This is a genomic window from Streptomyces sp. NPDC048604 (assembly GCF_043199435.1).
GTDB lineage: Bacteria > Actinomycetota > Actinomycetes > Streptomycetales > Streptomycetaceae > Streptomyces.
In genome coordinates this window covers 166,061-184,501 of sequence record NZ_JBICVX010000007.1, presented here as the reverse complement: position 1 = coordinate 184,501, position 18,441 = coordinate 166,061, and the positions used below count along the sequence as shown (strand labels likewise).

The following is an 18,441-nucleotide window of genomic DNA, read 5'->3' as shown; positions in this document are numbered from 1 at the left end:
TACGGTGGTCGGCATGGACAGCGAAGTGCAGTCGCCGCGTGTGGAGTGGACGGTCGTGCCCAGCGACATCGGCCCGCTGCTGCTGGCCGCGACCGGGCAGGGGCTGGTGAGCGTCGCCTTCCACGCCGACGCCTCGGTGCGGGAGCGGCTGCCGGCCCGGCTGGGGGCCCGGCTCGGCGCGGAGCCGGTCGAATCGGCGACGGGCCGGCTCGCGGAGCCGATACGCCGGCTCGCCGCGTACTTCGAGGGCGAGCTGAAGACCTTCGACCTGCCGCTGGACTGGTCGCTGACGACCGGCTTCAACCGTCAAGTGCTGCGCGAGCTGGCGTCGGGGGTGCCGTACGGCACGGTCGTGGGCTACGGGGAGCTCGCGGAGCGCGTCGGGCAGCCGGGCGCCGCGCAGGCGGTCGGGGCGGCGATGGGCAGCAACCCCCTCCCGGTGGTGGTGCCGTGCCACCGGGTGGTGGAGAGCGACGGGGGCCTCGGCGGCTTCGGGGGCGGCCTGGAGACCAAGCGGCGGCTTCTGGCGCTGGAGGGCGTACTGCCGCAGCCGCTGTTCTGAACCGGGCCGGCGGAGGACGCATCGAGCGAATACCCCTACGGGGTAGGCATTCCCTCGCCGTCGCCCGGCTGGCACACTGCGTCAGTGACCAACACGCCTGATGCCACTGACACCGCCGCTCCCGCGGACATACCCGGGGGCGCGAAGCCCCGGCCCGTCACGCCCGAGGAACTGCCGGCCCTGCGCCGGAGGGTGCACGCCGTCCTGATCGCCAGCCAGATCCTCGGCGGCCTCGGGATCGCCATCGGCGTCGCGCTCGCCGCGCTGCTGGCCAAGGAGGTCAGCGGCACGGAGGCGCTGGCCGGGGTCGCGTCCACGGCCACGGTCGCCGGGCCGGCGCTGCTCGCGATGCCGCTGGCCTCGCTGATGAACGCGCGGGGGCGGCGGGCCGGGCTGACGCTCGCGTATCTGGTCGGCGCGGCCGGCGCGGGCGTGGTGGTGCTGGGCGCGGCCCTGGGCAGCTTCCCGCTGCTCCTGGCGGGCATGGTGGGCTTCGGCGGGGCGTCCTCGGCGAACCTCCAGGCGCGCTTCGCGGCGGCCGATCTGGCGGAGCCGGAGCGGCGCGCCCGGGCGATCTCCACGGTGGTGTGGGCGACGACGATCGGCGCGGTGCTCGGGCCGAACATCGCCGCCCCGGCCGGGAAGAGTGTCGCCGGACTCGGCATCCCCATGGCGGCCGGGCCGTTCCTGTGGGCCGCGGTGGTCTTCCTGCTGGCCGCCGTCATGGTCTCGGTGCTGCTGCGCCCCGACCCGCTCCTGACCGCGCGTTCCCTCGCCGGGGCGACGGAGGGCGCGGCGGCGGAGGAGGAGCGCTCGCTCAAGGCCGGCCTGAAGGCCGTACGGGAGTCCTCCCGGGCGCGCCTCGCCCTGGTCACCGTGGCGGCCTCGCACGCGACGATGGTGTCGATCATGTCGATGACCCCGGTGGCGCTCGGTCACCACGGTGCGGGGATCGAGCTGATCGGTCTGGTCATCAGCGGGCACATCGCCGGCATGTACGCGTTCTCGCCGGTGATGGGCTGGCTGGCGGACCGGGTGGGCCGGCTGTCGGTGATCGGCCTCTCGGCCGGGCTACTGGCCGGCGCGGCGATGCTCGCGGGCACGGCGGGCCCGAGCCACGCCCAGACCGCGGCGGGCCTGTTCGTGCTCGGGCTCGGCTGGTCGGCCGGCCTCGTCTCGGGCTCGGCGCTGCTGACCGACTCGGTGCCGCAGGCCGCCCGGGCCGCCGTCCAGGGCCTGTCGGACACCATCATGAACACCGCCGCGGGCCTGGGCGGCCTGATGGCGGGTCTGATCATGGCCAAGGCCGGCTACGGCTGGCTGAACGCCCTCGGGGCGTGCCTGCTGCTCCCGATGGCGGCCCTCGTCCTGCGCGGCGCGACCCGGAGGACCGCCTCGAAGGACGCCTGAGGCAGCGGGCCGGGGAGGGCCCCCGACGCAGCGGGCCGGGGCCGCTCAGAGGTTGATGTGGTACGCCTTGCGGAGCGTCTCGTGGACCGTCCACGTGGTCCGCTCGCCCCCGCGCATGACAGCCGCGACGCCCGGACCGAGCTCCAGCGTGCCGCCGCCCTCGATCGCGACGGTGGCGCGCCCGCTCACCACCACGAACAGTTCGTCGGCCTCGGTGTCGGTCACCACGCCCGGGGTGATCTGCCACAGACCGCGCACCTGCTTGCCGTCCGCGGACTCCCAGAGCACCTTGCCGGTCACCACCGGGTCTCCGGAGACGATCTGCTCCGGGTCCAGGGGCTCCGGCTCCAGCTCGGCGTCGGGGATGTGCACGGCGAAGGACTGCTGATCGTGTGTCGTCATGGCGGGTGACTGTAGCCGGGCGAACCGGCCGCCGCGCACCGGGGCGGCACCCCGAACCGACCCCTCCGACCTGCGGGTTCACACGGCTACGGATTCCGTGGCGGGCACGCGCCGCACCCCGGCTGGTCATCGCGCGGCCCGCCCCGTCCGCGCCCGTCCGCCTCGCGTGGGAGCCACGGATTCCGCAGCCCCGGCAAACCGCCGTTTCGAGCCCTCGCGGCCGAAAACAGCGCCCGCCGCGCGTGGTGCCGAGCGGCGACGGCGCAGGTCGCGGCGAGCGCCTTTGGTACGCCCAATGTTGCTCGTCGCGGGGCCGCCGCAGCCCTGCCGTTCATGGCGTGCACAGGTCAAACTCGCGGTCAGAGCCCCCTCTCGAAGGCCTCTCTCAGCTCCCCCACACACCTGCTGGAGCCCGCGATGACCTCCCCCCTCGCCCGTACGACCGCCCTGGCCGCCCCACTGCTCCTCGCGGCCGCCCTCGGAACCCCCGCGACGGCGGCGACCGCCGAGCCCACGCCGGGCGCCGCGTACAAGGCCGCGCACGACCGTCTCCCCGCACAACGCCTCACCGCCGGGCAGCGCGCGCTGTCCGCGAAGAAGCAGGCCGAGGCGGCGAGAGCGTACGACCGGCTGCGCACCGCCCCGGTCCGCGCACTCGCCGGGTACAAGCTCTCCGGCGGCGTCCACCAGTCGCAGAAGACCTCCTACTGGTGCGGCCCCGCGACCCTCGTCATCACCCAGTCCGCCCGCGACGAGGTGGCCGGCCGGTCCCAGCAGGACGCCGCGACGCTGCTCAAGACCACGACCGGCGGCACCGCCTGGTACGGCATCAACATCAACGTCCCGAACCCGACCGGCTATCCGATGGCCGACGCGCTCAACCAGCGCCTCCCCGGCTCCGGCTACGTGCCGAAGGCACTGCCGTACACCCCGACGTCCACCGACAAGGCCAACTTCAAGGCCCACATCACGCACAACACGGACAACGACTACGCGATCGCCGGCAACGCCTGGGAGGTGCCCGGCGGCCCGCACCTCGTCGGCCACCCGAACATCGAGATCTTCCACTGGGTCTCGATCGACGGCTACAACACCGACACCGCGGCCGGCCAGGTCAACTACCTCGACCCGGTGGGCGGGGTGAGCACGAGCGTCATCTCGTGGGCGGGCGGCGTCCCCAAGTCGGCACGGATCTCCTCCGACACCATCACCACGATCATGGGCGGCCGTGGCTACGTCTGGTAGCCGCCGGGTCCTGTGGGCGGCCGCGCTGCTCCTCGCGGGCGCCCCGGCCGCGGGGTGCGCCCCGGCGGGTCCGGCGCCGCGGCCCGATCCCGCACCGCCGCCGCGCCCGCTCGCGACCCCGCGGACCCTCGCCGACGCCTGCGAGGTCCCGCTGCCGGCCGCCTGGCGGGCCGCCCTCGACGCGGGCGCGCTGCGCACCCCCGGCGGCGCGCGGGCGGTGCTCGCGGACGCCGGGCCCGGCTGGACGGCCGTCCAGCTCACCGAGGACGGACGGCGGCGGGCCGCGCTGCTCGCCGGCGGCGCACCGCCCCGCACCCTGCTCACCCTCGCCGACCCGGTCGAACACCAGCTGCTCGCCGCCGACTTCGACGGCCGGCACGCCGTCTTCGCGGTCCTGGAGGGCCGGACCCTCGACAGCCCGTGGAGCCTGTACGCGTGGGACTCCCGCACGGGGGCGGCGCGTCGGCTCGCCCGTGCGGACCGGCCGGGCCCGCTGCCGCGGCCGGTGCTGCGCGACGCCACGGTCTTCTGGGCGCAGGGCGTCGGCGACGGGCGGGCGACCGTGTACGCGGTCCCGGCCGCCGGGGGCCCGCGGCGGTCGGTGCACACGGGCGTACTGGACGCGCCGTTCGCCGCGGGCCGGCTGCTGGTCTGGCGCGAGGCGGCCGGCGCGGGCACCCGGCTGACGGCGGTGGACCGGGTGTCGCTGCGGCCGGCCGCGCTGCCCGCGCCGATCGCCGCGCTGCGGGACGTGCGCGCGGTCGCCTCCGACGGCACGACCTGGGCCTGGGTGGCCGGCGAGGCGGAGCAGCGGCTGATGGTGTGGCGGACCGGCGACGCCCGGCCGGTGGCGGCCGTGACCGGCTCCCCCGGCGCGGACGGCGTCGACCAGGTCCGGGTCAACGGCCGGCTGGTCACCTGGCGCACCCCGGAGACCTCGTACGCCCTGGAGCCGACGGCCGGTTCGTACACGCGGATCACGCCGCCGTACGGGTACGCGCAGGGCGCCGGCGGCTCGCTCGCGGTGGCGTACAGCGAGGGGAACGCCAAGGCGGCCGGGGCGCGGGCGGTGATCCAGGTGGTGCGCTCGGACGGGCTGCCGGGGCTGCCGGGCTGCGGCTGAGGTCGGCTGCCGGGCTGCGGCTGAGGTTTCGGACGGCGCGGCACGGCAGAGGTTTGCGGGGTGATCGACCGCGCCAGGGATGGGACATGCCTGAGACCACAGTCGTACTGTCCGAAGAAGTGCGGGAGGCGCTGGCCGCTCGGCGGCCGGTCGTCGCCCTGGAGTCGACGATCATCGCGCACGGCCTGCCCCGGCCGCGTAATCTCGCCGTGGCGGAGGAACTGGAGGCGCTGGTACGGGAGGGCGGCGCGGTCCCCGCGACGATCGCCGTCCTCGACGGCACGGCCTTCGTCGGCCTGGGCAAAGAACAGGTGGAGCGCGTCGCGGCGGATCCCTCGGTGCGCAAACTGGGGCACCGCGATCTCGCGCCGGCGCTGGCGACCGGCGCCAGCGGGGCGACCACGGTGTCCGCGACGGCGTTCCTGGCCGCGCGGGCCGGTGTCCGCGTCTTCGCGACCGGCGGCCTGGGCGGGGTGCACCGCGGCTGGACCGAGACCCAGGACGAGTCGGCCGACCTGCGGCTGCTCGCACGGACACCGATCGCCGTGGTGTGCGCGGGGGTGAAGTCGATCCTCGACGTACCGGCGACGCTGCAGCGCCTGGAGACACTGGGCGTGGGCGTGGTGGGCTACCGGACGGACCGGTTCCCCGGCTTCTACCTGACGTCGTCGGGCGAGCCGGTCGACTGGACGCTGGACTCCCCCGAGGAGGTCGCGGCGGTGCTGCGCGCCCAGGACGGGTTGGGCGGCCCGGACGCGGCGCTGATCGTGGCCAATCCGGTGCCGGAGGACCGGCAGTTGGACCCGGGGGTGCACGACCGGGTCCTCGGCGCGGCGCTCGACGCCTGCGCGGAGCGCGGGATCACGGGGCAGGCGGTGACGCCGTTCCTGCTGGAGTACCTGATGACGCACACCGCCGGGGCATCCCTCGAGGCGAACCTGGCGGCGGTGCGCGGGAACGTGCGGCTGGCGGCACGGATCGCGGCGGCGTACGCGTGACGGGTGGGGCGCTGCTCGTCGTCGGGGACGTGGTCACCGACGTGGTGGCCCGGCACCGCGAGCCGCTCGCGCCGGGGACCGACACGGCGGCCGAGATCCGTACGCTGCCGGGCGGTGCCGGCGCCAACGCGGCCTGCTGGGCCGCGCGTTCGGGCTGCCGTGACGTACGGCTGCTCGGGCGGGTCGGGGCCCGGGACGCGTCCTGGCACGAGGACGCGTTGCGCGGGGCGGGTGTGCGGCCGCTGCTGGTCGTCGACGGGACCGCCCCGACGGCCACGGTGATGGCGCTGGTCGACCCGACGGCCGAGCGCACGTTCCTCACCGACAGCGGGGCGGCGCTGCGGCTGGCGGTTGGCGACTGGTCGCCAACTCTGCTGGAGGGTGTGGGCCACCTTCACCTGTCGGGGTATCTCTTCTTCGGAGGCACCAGCCGGGGCGCGGTGCGGGCCGCGCTGCGCGACGCGCGGGCGGCGGGCGTCCCGGTGAGCGTCGACCCGGCGTCGGCGGGGTTTCTGAAGGAGATGGGGGTGGCGCGTTTCCTCGCCGCGGCGGAGGGCGTGGACGTGCTGCTTCCCAACGCGGACGAGGCCCGCCTGCTCACGGGCCTGGACGAGCCGGAGGCCGCGGCCCGCGCCCTGAGCCGCCGCTTCCCGCTCGTCGCGGCGACCCTGGGCGCGGCGGGCGCGCTGGTCGCGGAGTCGGGCGAGGTGACCGCCCGTGTCACCGCGCCCTCCGCCCGCGCGGTCGACAGCACCGGCGCGGGCGACGCCTTCACGGGCGCGTTCCTCGCCGCCCGCCTGAGCGGCGCCGCCCCGTCGGCGGCGGCGGAGGCGGGCTGCCGGGCGGGAGCGGAGGCGGTGGGGAGGGTGGGAGGGAGACCGTAGAGGAAGACCGTAGAGGGAGACCGTAGGGGTGCAACCCGCCGTCAGAGGGGTGCAGCCCGCCGTCAGGACGGGAGGCCGCTCCATGCCGGGTGCTGGGGGTCGTCGGTGCGGACGACGACGTCCGCGGAGTCGGCGGGGGCGACCTCGTCCTCGTACCGCTGGAATGCCGGAAGGGTCCAGGCGTCCTCGGTGCGGCGGGCCAGCGCGCCGCGCGAGAGCCGCAGATGGACCGTCAGGTCGAAGGGGAACCAGTGCCCCTGCAGAAACGGCCCGTGCAGCACCAGCACGCCGCCGGCCGGTAGCTCCGCGTACGGGCTGCGGGTCGCACGGTCCTTGACCGGGTCCCACAGGTCGGGCAGGACCCGCCCCGTGCCGCCCGCCTCCAGCGGGCGGAACACCTCACGCCACAGCGCCCCGGTGTCGAACCAACCGCTGTAGTACGCGTCCGGGTCCTGCTTGCCGTACTCGAACCGCAGCGAGGCGGGCCGCAGGAAGCCGTCCGTGCCGACGACCAGGACCGAACGGCCGCGCAGCCGCAGCGCGTGCGCGATCCGCTCCGCGGTCTCCCCGGTCGGCGCTGCGGGTGCGCCGTCGATCCCGACCTTCAGCCACGCGCTGCCGTCGCCGGGCTCGGCGGCGTCAAGGCGTCCGGCGACGGCCTTGGTCAGCCGCGCCCAGGTGATCGCTTCGAATCTCACCCGTCCCATCCTGCCGGTCCGTCGTCACCCGGACCGTGCAGGGGCACCCCGAGCCGCCCGGCGAGCGCGGCGGCGGTCGCCGGCGGCTCCGCCCAGTCCGTACCCCGCCACACCGCGAGGACCGGCGGCCGGTCGTCCCCGGCGTCGAGTACCGCACGGAGCACGAGCATCCAGCCCCACGAGTCCCCGTCCCACTCCAGCCTGAGCGCGGCCGGCGGCCCGCCGGGCAGCTCTCGGGCCCGGCCCGCCAGCGTCTCCAGGTCGTCGGCGGGCAGCGGTTCGACCCGGTCGCCGAGCACCTCCATGCGCCAGGCGACGAGATCCACGCCCGCGTGGATGCCCGTCCCGGCGCCCTCGCGCGAGGAGCGGACGACGTGGATCGCCTGCACCATGCCGCGGCGGACGACCCAGGCGTCGACCTCCTCGCGCACCTCCGGCGGCAGCACCGCCCACAGGTCCCGGGCCGCGGTCATGCGCTCCTCACCCGCTCGGTGAGTTCGGCGCGGCCCGCCGCCACCGCCTCCGCGAGGCTCAGCTCGCCGCTCGCCAGCGCCCGGCAGGTGGCGGTGTCCGTGCGCAGGTACGCGTCGGGGTCGGCCGCCGGGCCGTCGCCGTACGCCGGCCCCTCGTCCCCGGCACGTACGTGGAACTCCCCTGCGTCCAGCGTCACCTGGACCACCCGTCCCGGCGTCCCCTCCAGCGCCCGCAGCAGCGGGACGGCGAACCAGTGCGCGCGGACGGCGTCCGTCGGCCGGGGCTCGCCGAGGTCGGGCGCGCCGAACTCGGCGAGGGCGCGCAGCACGGGCAGCAGGGCGCGCCCCCGCTCGGTGAGTTCGTACACGGACGCGGAGACCGGCGCGGGGAGCCGGCGGCGCGTCACCAGCTCGTCGCGTTCCATGTCCTTGAGCCGTCCGGCCAGCATGTCCGTGCTGACGCCCGGCAGATCGGCGTGCAGATCGGTGTAGCGGCGTGGCCCGGCGAGGAGTTCACGGACGATCAGCAGCGTCCAGCGGTCGCCGACGGCGTCGAGGGCTCGGGCGGCGGCGCAGTACTGGTCGTAGCTCCGGCGGCGGGGCCGGCTGGGCTGACGTGGCATGGGACGCAGTCTAGACAGATTGTCGTTGGACTTTCCAAGCCCGAACTTGGTAAAACCAAGCAACAGCACTTTTGGGGAGGCAGTCGCATGGAGTTCCGGCAGTCGAGCAAGCTCAGCGAGGTCTGCTACGAGATCCGGGGCCCGGTCATCGAGCACGCCAACGCCCTGGAGGAGGCGGGCCACAGCGTCCTGCGCCTCAACACCGGCAATCCCGCGCTCTTCGGCTTCGAGGCCCCCGAGGAGATCGTCCAGGACATGATCCGGATGCTCCCCAGGGCGCACGGCTACACCGACTCCCGAGGCGTCCTCTCCGCCCGCCGCGCGGTCGCCCAGCGCTACCAGGCCATGGGACTGCCGGACGTCGACGTCGACGACGTCTTCCTCGGCAACGGCGTCTCCGAGCTGGTCTCCATGGCCGTGCAGGCGCTTCTGGAGGACGGCGACGAGGTCCTGATCCCCGCCCCGGACTTCCCGCTGTGGACCGCGGTCACCGCCCTGGCCGGCGGCAAGCCGGTGCACTACCTGTGCGACGAGTCGGCCGACTGGTATCCGGACCTGGACGACATGGCCGCGAAGATCACCGACCGGACCCGCGCCGTCGTGATCATCAATCCCAACAACCCCACCGGCGCCGTCTATCCGAAGGAGATCGTCGAGGGCATCCTCGACCTGGCCCGGCGGCACGGACTGATGGTCTTCGCCGACGAGATCTACGACCAGATCGTCTACGACGACGCCGTCCACTACCCGGCCGCCTCCCTCGCCCCGGACCTCGTCGTGCTCACCTTCGGCGGCCTGTCGAAGACGTACCGGGTGGCGGGCTTCCGCTCGGGCTGGCTGGTCGTCAGCGGCCCGCGGCAGCATGCGAAGAGCTACCTCGAGGGGCTCACCATGCTCGCCTCCATGCGGCTGTGCGCCAACGCCCCCGCCCAGTACGCCATTCAGGCCGCGCTCGGCGGCCGGCAGTCCATCCATGAGCTCACCGCCCCCGGCGGCCGGCTGTACGAGCAGCGCGACAAGGCGTGGCAGAAGCTCAACGAGATCCCCGGCGTCTCCTGTGTCAAGCCGAAGGGCGCGCTGTACGCCTTCCCCCGGCTCGACCCGAAGGTGCACCCGATCCACGACGACGAGAAGTTCGTGCTGGACCTGCTGCTCCGCGAGAAGATCCAGGTCGTGCAGGGCACCGGCTTCAACTGGCCGCGGCCGGACCACTTCCGGATCCTCACCCTGCCGTACGCCGACGACCTCGACGCCGCGATCAGCCGCATCGGCCGCTTCCTGAGCGGTTACAAGCAGTAGCACCGCAAAAGGAGCGGGCCCGGGGGCGTAGCCAACCCCCGAGCCCTGTGGATGCCGTTCACGATCACACGCCGGACGGCATGCGGCTCCGGGTCAGTCTGATGACGCCGCGCCCTTCCTTTGGGCCACCGCGGATCGAGCTCCGCGGGCTGGATTCGAACCAGCAACTCGACGTTCGGGCCCGGGCCCGGTCGTCCGGCGATGAACGGCGAATGCTGAGTCTGGAGCAAGAGTCTGAGTCTGACCGCGCCCCCGGTCGACGGGGCCGCGGATTCACGACAAGCTTCAGTTTCAGCTTTGCGCTCCTCGCGCACCCCGACCGCCTTGCACGGCCGGGGAGTTCATGAGGCTACCCGAACAGGTAGCCGAAGACGGCGTCGCCCACGCGCTGGTCCACGACCTCGGTGGAGTTGGCCTCCTCGCGGGCGAATTTCACGGCCTGCTGGAGCTTCTCCACCCGGTCCACCAGCTCGTTGACCCGGCGGGCGGGCAGCGCGCCGGAGAACTTCACGGTCGTCCAGTACCCGACGGGCACGTCCTCGTAGTACACCTCGACCTGCGCCGGGTGCTTGTCCGTGGCCTCGGCCTTGACGTGGTTGCGCGGCACCTTCTTCGTCCGGACGGTGCGCACCGCCTCGGTCTTCCAGGCGTCGGTGGACGGGTCCTGCGTCCACGACTCGGCCGCGTCGAGCACCGGCAGCCTGCGGATGAAAGCCATCAGCTCCGCCAACTGCTTCTCCAGGAACAGGAGATACGAGACGGGCGCCTGGCCGATCACGACCCGGCCGTCGACGACGACATCGGCGCGGGCCTCGCCGTTGGCCCAGTCCTTCGTGGCGGTCACATCGAACAGCCGGGTGAGCGTCCTGGCCGTGTCCTTCAGGACCTCCTCGGCCTTCAGCTGCACCAGCGTCGACTCGGGCGGCAGCTGCTCGCCCTCCTCGTCCTTGGGCTGGTAGGTCCGGGCGATGCCGGCGAGCAGCGCGGGCTTCTGCAGTCCCTGGTGCGCGGCCGTCAGGTCCTGCTGAGCCTTGGACTTGACGCCCTTCTCAACTGCGATGATCTGATTGAGTTTCGTTGCCACGCGACCGACCCTAACGCGTCCGCGGGCGACGCCTCGAACGAATATCGCAGGATCGTGCCCGACCGAGTCGAAGGAGTACGCAGACATGGATGCGGCGCTGATAGCCGTCCTCGGAACCCTGCTCGGCGTCGCCGCCACGCACTGGTTCCAGAGCCGGACCACCGAGCGCTCCGCGGTGCTCGCCCGGGACGAGCAGCTGCGCCAGGAACGGATCACCGCGTACAGCTCCTTCGCCGGAGCACTGGTCGACTACCGGCACAGCCAGAACGACCGCTGGTTCCGGGCGCTCGAGGTGCCGGGCACGGAGACGGCGGAGGCGGCCCGCTACACCTCGTACGCGCGGCGGCGCGCCGCCAGCCAGGCACTCTTCCGGGTCCAGCTGGTCTGCGACGATCCGAAGACCCGTCAACTGGCCGAGCAGGCCTACGAGGTGACCAACTGCATCCACGAGGCGGCCGACGAGGAGGAACGGGCGAACCGCGGGGCGCAGGCCAAGGAGGCGATCTCGCTGTTCATCGAGGCCGCCGCGCCCGGGGTGCGCTGAGCGGAGTCCGCCGAGCGAGGGAGGCCGTCATGGAGCTCGTCGCGCCCGTCGTCGTCGAGCCGTTGCGCCGCCGGCGCTGTACCGAGTGCGGTGCGGGGCCGTTGGAGCGGATGGTGCTGGAGTTCAACGCGCCGCTCTGTCTGGACTGCGCCGACCTCGGCCATCTGGTCTTCCTGCCGCACGGCGACACGGCCCTCACCCGCCGGGCGCGCGAGGCGAGCGAGCTGTGGGCGCTGGTGGTACGGCACAACCGGCGGCGGACCCGCTACGAGCGGCAGGGCCTGCTGGTGGAGGAGGCCGCGCTGGCCGCGGCGGAGGAGGCCTGTCTGGCCGACGCGGAGGCCCGGGCGCGGCGGCGGGCGCGGGACGCGGTGCGGCGCGCGGCCCAGGACGTGCGGGTGCGGGAGACGCTGGCCGCGGAGATCCGGCGGCTCTTCCCGCGCTGCCCCGAGGACCGGGTCGCCGAGATCGCGGCGCACGCCTCGCAGCGCGGCAGCGGCCGGGTGGGGCGGACCGCGGCGGGCCGGTCCCTGGACCGGGGTGCGGTCACGGCCGCGGTACGCGCGTCGGTACGGCATGTGGACACGGAGTACGACGCGTTGCTGATGCGGGGCGTGCCCCGCAACCAGGCCCGGACGAGGGTGGCGCCGGTCATCGACACGGTGCTCCGGGCCTGGCGGGGGTGAACGCCGACGCCCCCGGGAAGGGGCGCGGGGGTCGGACGCGGGCGTCACACGCGTGCGTCCGACCGGGGCGTCAGACGCGGGCGTCGGCCGTGCGGGAGCGGCGGTAGAGGATCGCGCCGCCGAGCAGCAGCGCCGCGCTCGCGGGGATGCCGTAGCCGGCCAGGTTCGCGCCGGTCTCGGCGAGCTCCTCGGTCTCCCCATGCGGCTCGTGGGCCGGCGGCACGACGATGTTCTTGCCGGGCGCGGGCTCGGGCTCGCCGGGGGCGGCCGGCTCCTCGGGGGTCTCGGGGGTGACCGGACCGTTGACCGAGCTGTTGCCGAACGCGGGGTTGCCGATGCCGACGACGTTGACCGAGTTCCCGCTGACGTTCACGGGGAGGTCGACCGGCAGCTGGATCCCGTTCCCGGAGAGGACCCCGGGCGAGCCCTTCGCGACGCCGTCGGCGTTCGCGCCGCCGCCGTTCGTCGAACCGCCCTGGTGCCCGCCGCCGCTGTGGCCGTTCTGGCCGCCGTGACCGGCCTGCCCGCCGCCGGACCGGGTGGTGCCCGGCAGGTCCTTGTGGGCCCCGGCGCCACCGCCGGCGGCGTGCGAGCCGCCGGAGCCGTTCGCGCAGCCGTTGCCGAACGCCGGGTTGAGCACGCCGACGACGTTGACGGTGTTCCCGCAGACGTTGACCGGGACGTGCACCGGCAGCTGGACCGCGTTGCCTGAGCCGACGCCCGGTGAGCCGACGGCTGCGCCTTCAGCGGCCGAGTCGGCGTGTGCGTAGCCCGCCGAGAGGGCGAGCGCGCCGCCCGTGACCATCAGTGTGGCCAGACCACTTCGGCGAATCTGCCTCATGGCTTCCTGCCTTCCGGAGGTATGCACGGGCATGCGCCCGTACCGGAAATAACGCCCACCGCGGGCGTCCGGATGAGGCCCGTCGCCGGTTTCACCCGAACGGGTGGAGTGGAGTTGATCGTGACGGGGCACCCCTTCGTGCCCGCACCCCGTGGTCACGGGGCCGAGCGCGGCCGTCCGGGGACTTGTCGAGGGCCGTTCGGGGTAACGCTCTTGGCATGACCGACCGTCCGCTCCTCCTCCTCGACGTCGACGGGCCGCTCAATCCGTACGCGGCCCGGCTCCCCCGACTGCGCGGCTACACCGCGCACCGCCTCCGGCCGTCGAACTGGTCGTCCCGGCAGGCCCCCGGGTCCCGCCGGCTGCGGCGCGGCCTGAAGGTGGTGCTCAACCCGGCGCACGGGCCGCGGCTGCGGACGCTGCCGTACGAACTGGCCTGGGCGACCACCTGGATGCACGAGGCGAACGAGATGATCGCCCCGGTCGTCGGGCTGCCCTCCGACCTGCCGGTCATCGAATGGCCCGAGCTGTTCGCGAAGAACGACGACGGCCTGTACTGGAAGACCCGCCCGCTCCTGGAGTGGGCCGCGGGGCGGCCGTTCGCCTGGGTCGACGACATGATCACGCGGCGCGACGAGACGTATGTGGCCGCGCGCCACGACGCCCCGGCGCTGCTGCTGCGGATCCATCCCCGGCGCGGCCTGCGGGAGGCCGATTTCCGGACCCTGACGCGCTGGGCGTACGAGCACGGCGGCGCGGCCGGGCGGGGCGCGGCCGTCAGCGGCCCATGAGCGCGGTGACGGCGCCGACCGGGTCGGCGTCGGGGTCGCCCCGGGGCCACCAGTCCTCGCGGTCGGCGTCCGACTCGTAGCCGTACCAGAGGCCGTCGCGGCCGAGGCGGAGCTGGAGCGTGCGGGTGGACAGCCGGTTGCGCCAGGGCCGGAAGGCGGGCAGGTCGGCGGCGAGCAGCGCGGGTCTGGCCCGGTCGAAGGGCCCGGCGGGCGGATCCCAGGGCTCCTCCAGGACCTCCAGTCCGGCCGCGCCGCCCTGCCGCCAGGCGGCGACCGCGCGGGCCAGATCGGTGGGGGTGCGGTCGAGGGCGTCGGCGAGGTCGCGGTAGAGCGCCCGGGTGGAGGCGGTGAGGCCCGAGCCGGGGTGCGCGGCGGCCAGCCGGACGGCGTCCTGCCAGGGGCTGAGTGCGGCCACCGGGTCCGTGCCGGTGGCGAGGAAGGCGTACGCCCGGGCGGCGGCCTCGGTGGCGAGCAGGTCCAGGGCCAGGGGGTCGGGGGCGTCCCGGTCCGGCGGCGGGAGCGGCGGGCGGCCGGGCTGCGCGGGTGCCGGCAGCGGTTCGGGCAGCGGCGGCAGGGCGCGTCCCCCGGTGCTCGGCGGGAGCACGGAGCGGGCCGGCAGGGTGGGCATCTCGGGGGCCGCGGTGGTGCTCTCGGCGGCCGAGCGTGCCGCGTTGCGCCGGGTGAGCGCGGCAAGGAGCTCCTGCTCGCCGCGGCCGCGCATCAGGAACAGCACGAACGGGTCCTCGTCGAGCAGCCGGGACGCCTGGTAGCACAGGGCGGCGGCGTGCTTGCAGGGGAAGCCGTCGTCGGGGCAGGAGCAGTCGGGGACGAGGTCGCCGGGCGCGGGCAGCAGGTCGGCGACGGCGGCCAGCGCGTGCGGCACGTCCTTGTCGAGGAGGGCGGCGATGTGCTCGGGGCGGTCGGCGGCCGTGTCGAGGAACCGCTCCCAGTCGTCGTCGCCGAGGACGCGCAGCCGGATCTCGGTGCGATACGGGCGGGGCCGGCTGCCGTGCACGTACGCGACGACCCGGCCGGGCGCGACCGTGATCGCGTCGACCTGGCCGCGGCCCGCGTACGCCCGGCCCCGGGCCAGCCGGGCCGGGTCGAGGGCGGTGTCCTCCAGGGCCTCCACCCAGGCGTTGCCCCACCACGTGGCGGCGAAGCGGCCGTCGGGGGCGGCGCGCGGGGGCACCGGCGGGAAGGTGCGGCGCCGGTCGTCGTGGCGGGCGGCCGGGCCGGACCGGTTCGCCGCGCCGGGCCGGCCGGCCGGGACGCGGCGCTCGGCGGGGAAGCGGCGGGCGTTCACGACGACCTCCTCAAGGACACCAGGTCGGCCAGCTCACGGTCGGTCAGCTCGGTCAGCGCCGCCTCGCCGGAACCGAGGACGGCGTCGGCCAGGGCCTTCTTGGAGCGCAGCAGCTCGGCGATGCGGTCCTCGACCGTGCCCTCGGCGACCAGTCGGTGCACCTGCACCGGCTGGGTCTGCCCGATGCGGTAGGCGCGGTCGGTGGCCTGGTCCTCGACGGCCGGGTTCCACCAGCGGTCGAAGTGGACGACATGGCCGGCGCGGGTCAGATTGAGGCCGGTGCCCGCGGCCTTGAGCGACAGCAGGAACACCGGGATCTCGCCGGACTGGAAGCGGTCGACCATCCGCTCCCGCTCGGCCACCGGCGTGCCGCCGTGCAGGAGCTGGGCGGTGATGCCGCGGGCGGCCAGATGCTCGGAGAGCAGCCGTGCCATGGACACGTACTGGGTGAAGACCAGGACGGAGCCGCCCTCGGCGAGGATCGTGTCGAGCAGCTCGTCGAGCAGGGCCAGCTTCCCGGAGCGGCCGGCCAGCCGGTGACCACCGCGTGCCGCGGGCTCCTTCAGGTACTGGGCGGGGTGGTTGCAGACCTGTTTGAGGGAGGTGAGCAGCTTCATCACCAGGCCGCGGCGGGCCATGCCCTCGGCGTCCTCGATCCGCCCCAGGGTCTCGCGGACCACCGCCTCGTACAGCGAGGCCTGTTCCCGGGTGAGCGCCACGGGGTGGTCGGACTCGGTCTTGGGCGGCAGTTCGGGCACGATCCCGGGGTCGGACTTGCGGCGTCGCAGCAGGAACGGCCGGACCAGCCGGGCGAGCCGTTCGACGGCCTCCCGGTGCTCGATCTCCTCGTTGTTCTCCACCGCCCTGGCGTGCCGGGCGCGGAACGCCTTGAGGGGGCCGAGGAGTCCGGGGGTGGTCCAGTCGAGCAGCGCCCACAGCTCGGAGAGGTTGTTCTCCACGGGAGTGCCGGTGAGCGCGACCCTGGTGGGTGCGGGGATCGTGCGCAGGGCCTTGGCCGTCGCAGAGAACGGGTTCTTGACGTGCTGTGCCTCGTCGGCGACGACCATCCCCCAGTCCCGCGCCGCGAGTTCGGCCGCGCTGGTGCGCATGGTGCCGTACGTGGTGAGGACGAAGCCGCCGTCGAGGCCGTCGAGTGAGCGCTCGGCGCCGTGGAAGCGCCGGACGGGGACGCCGGGGGCGAACCGCCGCACCTCGCGCTCCCAGTTGCCGAGGAGCGACGCCGGGCAGACGACGAGGGTGGGGGCGCTGCGGGCGCGGCGCAGGTGCAGGGCGATGAGGGTGACGGTCTTGCCGAGCCCCATGTCGTCGGCGAGGCAGCCGCCGAGACCGAGGGAGGTCATCAGGTCCAGCCAGGCGAGGCCGCGCAGCTGGTAGTCGCGCAGGGTGGCGTCCAGGCCGGCCGGCTGGGCGACCGTGCCGGGCCCGGCCGCGAGCCGGTCCCGGAGCTCGGCGAGCGCTCCGACGGGCACCGCGGGGACGGTCTCGCCGTCGACCTCGGCCGTGCCTGTGAGGGCCACGGCGAGCGCGTCCACCGGCTCCAGCAGGCCCAGTTCGCGCTTGCGGGCCTTGCGGACCAGGGCGGGGTCGACGACCACCCACTGGTCGCGGAGCCGGACGACGGGACGGTGCGACTCCGCGAGCGCGTCCATCTCCTGCTCGGTCAGCGGGTCGCCGTCCAGGGCGAGCCGCCAGTCGAAGCGGAGCAGTTCCGTGCCCTCGAAGAACGAGGTCCCGTCGGTGGCGGAGCCGGGCGCGGACCGGGCGGGGCGGACCTCGGCCGTCGCGGTGAGCGAGCGGACCAGTTCGCGAGGCCAGTGCACGGCGACCCCGGCGTCGGCGAGCCATGCCGCGGCCGGGCCCAGGAGTTCGTACAGCTCGTCCTCGGTGACGGACAGGACGTCGGGGACGTCCCGGTCCAGGAGCCGGGCGAGCGGCGCCCAGACGCGGGCGGCGCGGCGCAGCGCGAGGACCGCGTCGATCCGGGCGCGCGGCCCGAAGGCCTCGTCGCCCCGGCCCGTCCACAGGGCGGCCGCGTCGATGACGAGGGTGGGGTCGGCGAGGCTGTGCACCTGGAGCAGCGCGGCGGCCGCCGGGCGCTCCTCGCCGCCCTCCTCCGCGATGTCGAAGAGCTCGAAACCCGACAGGTCGAGCCGCAGCGACACCCGGACCCCGGCGTCCATCCCGGCCGCGGCCTCCGCCGCCCAGGCGCGGGCGCCGGGCAGATGCTGCGGCTCCGGGGCGGCGAAGGGCCGGCCCGCGGCGTGGGCGGCCGCCGGGCTGCGCGGCAGCGTGTCGGCGACGGCGTCGAGGAAGGCGCGGACCAGCGCCTCGGGGTCGGGCAGCCGCAGCGGGCCCGTCCCGGGGACGGGCACGGCGTGCGCCTCGTACGGCATGGCCGCGGCAACAGCCCGCAGGTGGGCGATGTCGGCGGGGTCGAGCGGGCCGGCCCGCCAGGCGTCGAGGTCGTCGGCGGTCAGTCCGGGCAGCAGCCGGCCCCGGGCGGTGAGCTGCAGGGCGTGCAGGGCGGCGGCGCCCCAGCAGGCCGCGGCAGGGTGGGCGGCCGGATGCCGGCGGGCGGCGACCAGCCGCGGCAGGGCCTCGCCGACGGGCAGGACGACGGCGGGGACGGTACGGCCTCGGGCCCCGTTGCCGTGCCGGCGGGCGACCGTGATCTCGGTGCGGGTCCCGGTGCCGTCCGGAGGCTCGGGCAGGGCGCTGCCGTCGGGCGACCAGAAGGCGACCCGTCCCTCGCGCGGCAGCGCGGCGGGCAGGAAGACGGCGGCACAGCTGTGCCATGCGGGGCTCATGACCTGCTCACCTCCCGGTCCGCGACGGATCGACGACTTGGACTTCCGACCATACGGGCGAGCACTGACAACGGCCGGTGACGCGGCGTAGCCCGGGCGGCCCAGCACCGCGTGACAGGCCGTACCGGGCGCGACATGGTGGCCAGGAGTCCCGACCCGTCCCGACCCAGCACACAGACGAGGATCCGCCATGTCCACTCATCGGCGCCTCGGCCTCGCCGCCGCGGCCGCGCTCCTGCCCCTCGCCGTCGCCGGCTGCTCCGACCTCGGCCGCAGCGCCGTGGGCACGATCACGTACGAGACCCAACGCGACGTGCTCGTCACGGTGACGAGCCCCTCGGTCAACGGCTGCCACCGGCTTGCGCCCGCCGGCGTGAAGAGGATCGAGAACAACACGCTGGTCGACATCATTCTGTACCCGACCCGGGACTGCAGCGGGCGGGTCTCCACGTACGTGGCGACCAACAGCGCCGACACCATCGCCCCGGACAGGCTGCCCTGGCGCAGCTTCACGGTCGTCCACTGACGCGGACGAGGACGGCCGCACGCACGGCGGCATGGCACGACGACGGGGCGGCCGCCCCCCGGAAACGCGGGGGGTTTGGTGGCCGCGGGGGCAGGCGGCCACGGGGCCGGGGGGGGGT

Annotated in this window: 19 protein-coding genes; 11 read left to right on the top strand and 8 right to left on the bottom strand. The window is 74.8% G+C overall.

All coding sequences use genetic code 11. The features are described 5' to 3' along the window. The first annotated feature begins 13 nt into the window (after positions 1-13). Both ACGFMM_RS17010 and ACGFMM_RS17005 read left to right on the top strand, forming a co-directional pair. On the top strand, positions 14-562 hold the full coding sequence (locus tag ACGFMM_RS17010) for a methylated-DNA--[protein]-cysteine S-methyltransferase (RefSeq protein ID WP_393647120.1): 549 nt from the start codon (positions 14-16) through the stop codon (positions 560-562). Positions 563-691: 129 nt separating this feature from the next. Then, positions 692-1,972 (top strand): MFS transporter, encoded by a 1,281-nt coding sequence (locus ACGFMM_RS17005; RefSeq protein WP_393647271.1) that lies wholly within the window; start codon positions 692-694, stop codon positions 1,970-1,972. 45 nt (positions 1,973-2,017) lie between these two features. On the opposite strand, the gene ACGFMM_RS17000 is transcribed toward ACGFMM_RS17005, so the two are convergent. Continuing rightward, positions 2,018-2,374 carry a cupin domain-containing protein gene (locus ACGFMM_RS17000; protein ID WP_393647119.1) on the bottom strand — a complete coding sequence of 119 codons (357 nt, stop codon included), beginning with the start codon at positions 2,372-2,374 and terminating at the stop codon, positions 2,018-2,020. A gap of 417 nt (positions 2,375-2,791) precedes the next feature. Between ACGFMM_RS17000 and ACGFMM_RS16995 the strand changes: the two genes are divergently transcribed. The 4 genes from ACGFMM_RS16995 (at position 2,792) to ACGFMM_RS16980 (ending at position 6,624) form a co-directional block, all read left to right on the top strand. Further along, positions 2,792-3,619 (top strand): hypothetical protein, encoded by an 828-nt coding sequence (locus ACGFMM_RS16995; protein ID WP_393647118.1) that lies wholly within the window; start codon positions 2,792-2,794, stop codon positions 3,617-3,619. Then, on the top strand, positions 3,603-4,742 hold the full coding sequence (locus ACGFMM_RS16990) for a hypothetical protein (protein ID WP_393647117.1): 1,140 nt from the start codon (positions 3,603-3,605) through the stop codon (positions 4,740-4,742). Before ACGFMM_RS16995 ends, ACGFMM_RS16990 begins: the two co-directional genes overlap by 17 nt. 86 nt (positions 4,743-4,828) lie before the next feature. Next, the gene (locus tag ACGFMM_RS16985) at positions 4,829-5,740 is read left to right on the top strand and encodes a pseudouridine-5'-phosphate glycosidase (protein WP_393647116.1); all 912 of its coding nucleotides are present in this window, start codon (positions 4,829-4,831) and stop codon (positions 5,738-5,740) included. After that, the gene (locus ACGFMM_RS16980) at positions 5,737-6,624 is read left to right on the top strand and encodes a carbohydrate kinase family protein (protein WP_393647115.1); all 888 of its coding nucleotides are present in this window, start codon (positions 5,737-5,739) and stop codon (positions 6,622-6,624) included. The genes ACGFMM_RS16985 and ACGFMM_RS16980 overlap by 4 nt, the downstream gene beginning before the upstream one ends. 62 nt (positions 6,625-6,686) lie before the next feature. On the opposite strand, the gene ACGFMM_RS16975 is transcribed toward ACGFMM_RS16980, so the two are convergent. The 3 genes from ACGFMM_RS16975 to ACGFMM_RS16965 are packed head-to-tail and all read right to left on the bottom strand — an operon-like array spanning position 6,687 to position 8,418. After that, positions 6,687-7,322 (bottom strand): uridine kinase, encoded by a 636-nt coding sequence (locus ACGFMM_RS16975; RefSeq protein WP_393647114.1) that lies wholly within the window; start codon positions 7,320-7,322, stop codon positions 6,687-6,689. Then, complete coding sequence (locus ACGFMM_RS16970; RefSeq protein ID WP_393647113.1) at positions 7,319-7,795, bottom strand: hypothetical protein; 477 nt, start codon at positions 7,793-7,795, stop codon at positions 7,319-7,321. The genes ACGFMM_RS16975 and ACGFMM_RS16970 overlap by 4 nt, the downstream gene beginning before the upstream one ends. Beyond that, a complete protein-coding gene (locus ACGFMM_RS16965) occupies positions 7,792-8,418 on the bottom strand; it encodes a winged helix-turn-helix transcriptional regulator (protein ID WP_393647112.1) in 627 nt (208 codons plus the stop codon). The genes ACGFMM_RS16970 and ACGFMM_RS16965 overlap by 4 nt, the downstream gene beginning before the upstream one ends. Before the next feature lie 87 nt (positions 8,419-8,505). Between ACGFMM_RS16965 and ACGFMM_RS16960 the strand changes: the two genes are divergently transcribed. After that, positions 8,506-9,717, top strand: coding sequence for a pyridoxal phosphate-dependent aminotransferase (locus ACGFMM_RS16960; protein ID WP_393647111.1), 1,212 nt, complete (start codon positions 8,506-8,508; stop codon positions 9,715-9,717). 349 nt (positions 9,718-10,066) lie between these two features. On the opposite strand, the gene ACGFMM_RS16955 is transcribed toward ACGFMM_RS16960, so the two are convergent. Continuing rightward, entirely contained in the window at positions 10,067-10,801 is a 735-nt protein-coding gene (locus tag ACGFMM_RS16955) for a hypothetical protein (RefSeq protein WP_393647110.1), read from the bottom strand. Positions 10,802-10,886: 85 nt separating this feature from the next. Between ACGFMM_RS16955 and ACGFMM_RS16950 the strand changes: the two genes are divergently transcribed. Next, on the top strand, positions 10,887-11,345 hold the full coding sequence (locus ACGFMM_RS16950; RefSeq protein WP_393647109.1) for a hypothetical protein: 459 nt from the start codon (positions 10,887-10,889) through the stop codon (positions 11,343-11,345). Between the two features lie 29 nt (positions 11,346-11,374). Next, the gene (locus tag ACGFMM_RS16945) at positions 11,375-12,031 is read left to right on the top strand and encodes a DUF2293 domain-containing protein (RefSeq protein WP_393647108.1); all 657 of its coding nucleotides are present in this window, start codon (positions 11,375-11,377) and stop codon (positions 12,029-12,031) included. 70 nt (positions 12,032-12,101) lie between these two features. Here the strand turns inward: ACGFMM_RS16945 and ACGFMM_RS16940 are convergent, their stop codons facing one another. Continuing rightward, on the bottom strand, positions 12,102-12,872 hold the full coding sequence (locus tag ACGFMM_RS16940) for a chaplin family protein (protein ID WP_393647107.1): 771 nt from the start codon (positions 12,870-12,872) through the stop codon (positions 12,102-12,104). Between the two features lie 218 nt (positions 12,873-13,090). On the opposite strand from ACGFMM_RS16940, the gene ACGFMM_RS16935 reads away from it, so the two are divergent. Then, a complete protein-coding gene (locus tag ACGFMM_RS16935; protein WP_393647106.1) occupies positions 13,091-13,663 on the top strand; it encodes a hypothetical protein in 573 nt (190 codons plus the stop codon). Here ACGFMM_RS16935 and ACGFMM_RS16930 read toward each other — a convergent pair. Both ACGFMM_RS16930 and ACGFMM_RS16925 read right to left on the bottom strand, forming a co-directional pair. After that, a complete protein-coding gene (locus ACGFMM_RS16930; RefSeq protein WP_393647105.1) occupies positions 13,650-14,969 on the bottom strand; it encodes an SWIM zinc finger family protein in 1,320 nt (439 codons plus the stop codon). The two genes, ACGFMM_RS16935 and ACGFMM_RS16930, sit on opposite strands and share 14 nt — an antisense overlap. Then, entirely contained in the window at positions 14,966-17,797 is a 2,832-nt protein-coding gene (locus ACGFMM_RS16925) for a DEAD/DEAH box helicase (RefSeq protein WP_393647104.1), read from the bottom strand. Before ACGFMM_RS16925 ends, ACGFMM_RS16930 begins: the two co-directional genes overlap by 4 nt. 190 nt (positions 17,798-17,987) lie before the next feature. Here ACGFMM_RS16925 and ACGFMM_RS16920 point away from each other — a divergent pair, with 190 nt between their 5' ends. Next, the gene (locus ACGFMM_RS16920; protein ID WP_393647103.1) at positions 17,988-18,323 is read left to right on the top strand and encodes a hypothetical protein; all 336 of its coding nucleotides are present in this window, start codon (positions 17,988-17,990) and stop codon (positions 18,321-18,323) included. The last annotated feature ends 118 nt before the right edge of the window (positions 18,324-18,441 follow it).